Raw genomic sequence first — 2,472 nt, forward strand, 5'->3', positions numbered from 1 at the left:
GCCTATGGCATCGTGGCTCTGGGTGACCACCGCGCCGGGCCGGGCCTGTTGCTGGCCGCCCTCCTGGTCCTGTGCGTGGGCGTCGGTGCGTCCGAAACCATTTCCAACGACCTGATCCTGGGAGCCGTGCCGGCGGCGAAATCCGGCGCCGCGGCGGCCATCTCCGAAACCGGTTACGAGGTCGGCTCCCTGCTCGGCACCGCCATCCTCGGTTCCATACTGACCGCCTCCTACCAGCACAATTTCCGGCTCCCCGACGGTGCGCTGCAGGCGGCCCCATCGGCGGTACACCGGGCCGGAGAGACCCTCGCCGGGGCCGACGAGCTGGCTCAGACCCTGCCGGGCCCACTGRCAGAGGCCGTGACGGCGGCCGCCCGGAGCGCCTTTGACTCAGGCGTCCACATCACGGCCGCCATCGCGCTGGTGCTGATGGCCGGCACCGCGGTCCTCGCCGCGGTCGTCCTCCGCAAGGTGCCGACGGCGGACTAGGAGCCGGCCTCAGGCCGCGTCGACGTAGGCCTTCAGCGCGTCGAGCAGGCCCGCGGTTCCTTCCTCGCGGCCCGCCACTTGTTCGGCGTCGCTCGCGGCCGATCCGGTGAAGAAGGCGCCCTGCTCGGTCAAGGTCAGGACGGTGCCCCCGCCGTCGGCCGTCAGCTCGATCGTGCTCAGCGAGACGGACATCCGCCGGCCGTCGAGCAGCATTTCATACGTGTAGACGATCCGCTCGTCGTCGACGATGTCGTGGTAGATGGCATGCATGGTTGAGACCCAGCCGCCTTCAGGGCCGCCGACGTCGGTCTCGCGGCCGCCCTCCCGGAAGTCGAGGCTGGACTCGCCCTGGTACCACTCCGGCGGGCCGCCGAACCACTTTTTCTTGCTGGCGTGGTCGGCGAAGGCTGCAAATACGCGGGACGGCGGCGCGTTCAGCCGGCGTTCGAGGCTGAAGCTTGCGTGCGTAACGGGGACATTCATGACGGGCTCCTAATTCTGCCGGGTGTGGATACTGCTGGGTGTTGACCTTGCTCAATGTGGAGGCTGGGAATCCAGGAACTGCTCCAACCTGTCAAGGCGGCGCTCTTCTGGCGTCCGGCGCTGGCCCAACCAGTGCTCTGCGCGCCGCACCGCGGCAGGGACAATGCTGCAGCTGCGCACCCTGCCGATTTTTTCGCTGCGGATCAGCCCGCTGGCCTCGAGGACCTGAAGATGCTGGACAATCCCGGGCAGGCTGATGGAAAAGGGTTCCGCCAGCACGGAGACCGAGGCCGGCCCCTCGCACAGCCGGATCACGATGGCCCGGCGGGTGGGATCGGCAAGGGCATGGAAGATCCCGTCGAGTTCCGGCCCGTCGGGCGCGTCCTGATTGTTAAGCACATACTTAAGTATGTGTCGCGTAGGGCGGCTGTCAAGGGGTCGGCCAAAGCACCAGTTCGCCAGCCCGCCAGTTAAACAGCAACGTCCGACGCCGGGAGGGAACCCGGCGTCGGACGCTGCTGAAGGTGCGGAGAAGGCGGCAGTTACTTCTTGGCATCCGCCGTGGTGACGCTGGCGGTGGCGCGCATGGTTTCGGCGTTCACCATCCAGGCGTACTGCTCGAGCTTGGCGATGAAAGCATGCAGCAGGTCCGCCGTGGTGGGATCTTCCTCATCCACCTCGTCGTGCACCTTGCGCATGGTCCCGACGGCGGCCTCGAGGGCGGCGACGATCTTCTCGATCGCGTCCTTGGTGTTGATCAGGCCGGTGGGGAACTCGGCGAGMGCGGTGGTCTTCGAAACCGTGGAGCTGCGGCCGTCCGGGAGTGCGTGCAGGGCGCGCATGCGCTCGGCCATCTCGTCGGCGAACCCGCGGGCGGCTTCGATGATCTCATCGAGCTGCAGGTGAAGGTCGCGGAAATTCGTACCGACGATGTTCCAGTGGGCCTGCTTGCCCTGGATGTGGAGTTCGATCAGGTCCACGAGAACGGCCTGCAGATTGTTCGTCAGGGTCGGTGTTGCTTTCATGCATCCTCCTTGCTTGGAACGGCTGTGACGGCGTTATGCCCCAGACGCTACCCCAGCGAGGACGCCTTCCGCGACGGTCGTGGCGGAATTTCACGATCAGCTAACTAAGTGACCTTACTAAGCGTTCGGTGCGCGATTAGACGGCCTGGTTCAGCATCGGCCCCTGCGGGAATATGGCACGGGTGATTCCGCCGGCCGTGGCTTCTGACAACTGCGCGAGGTAGTCGTTGCGCCGTCGCGGCGTGATCCGCGATTGCGGTTCGAAGCCGTGCTCCGGGTCGTCCGCATAGTGGGCGGCGAGGCCGTCTCGCATCAGGCGGATCGCCTCCGCCCGCTGCTGCGACACGGCGGCGTGGGTGGAGCCCAGTTCAGCGGCCAGGTCCTTGACCGTCCGACCGCCGAAGTAGATTTCCTCGACGACGTACCGCATCCGTTCCGGCAGCGACTTCACGGCAGCGCGGAGGTACTGCACACG

General features: G+C 66.6%; 4 protein-coding genes and 1 pseudogene. 1 reads left to right on the forward strand and 4 read right to left on the reverse strand.

Annotated elements, in window-relative coordinates; translation table 11 throughout:
- Positions 1–489 (forward strand): annotated as a pseudogene (locus tag AB4Y86_RS16740) (MFS transporter); the annotation flags it as partial.
- Positions 490–498: 9 nt separating this feature from the next.
- Here AB4Y86_RS16740 and AB4Y86_RS16745 read toward each other — a convergent pair.
- The 4 genes from AB4Y86_RS16745 to AB4Y86_RS16760 all read right to left on the reverse strand — a co-directional run.
- Positions 499–972, reverse strand: a complete 474-nt coding sequence (locus AB4Y86_RS16745; protein ID WP_441403299.1) for an SRPBCC family protein — start codon at positions 970–972, stop codon at positions 499–501.
- Positions 973–1,023: 51 nt separating this feature from the next.
- The gene (locus tag AB4Y86_RS16750) at positions 1,024–1,371 is read right to left on the reverse strand and encodes an ArsR/SmtB family transcription factor (protein WP_441403300.1); all 348 of its coding nucleotides are present in this window, start codon (positions 1,369–1,371) and stop codon (positions 1,024–1,026) included.
- 143 nt (positions 1,372–1,514) lie between these two features.
- The gene (locus AB4Y86_RS16755) at positions 1,515–1,997 is read right to left on the reverse strand and encodes a Dps family protein (protein WP_441403301.1); all 483 of its coding nucleotides are present in this window, start codon (positions 1,995–1,997) and stop codon (positions 1,515–1,517) included.
- Positions 1,998–2,133: 136 nt separating this feature from the next.
- Positions 2,134–2,472 (reverse strand): sigma factor-like helix-turn-helix DNA-binding protein (locus AB4Y86_RS16760; protein WP_441403302.1); only part of this gene is annotated, 339 nt, incomplete at its 5' end.

The sequence above is a fragment of the Arthrobacter sp. 2YAF22_2 genome, assembly GCF_052114645.1.
Classification (GTDB): domain Bacteria; phylum Actinomycetota; class Actinomycetes; order Actinomycetales; family Micrococcaceae; genus Arthrobacter.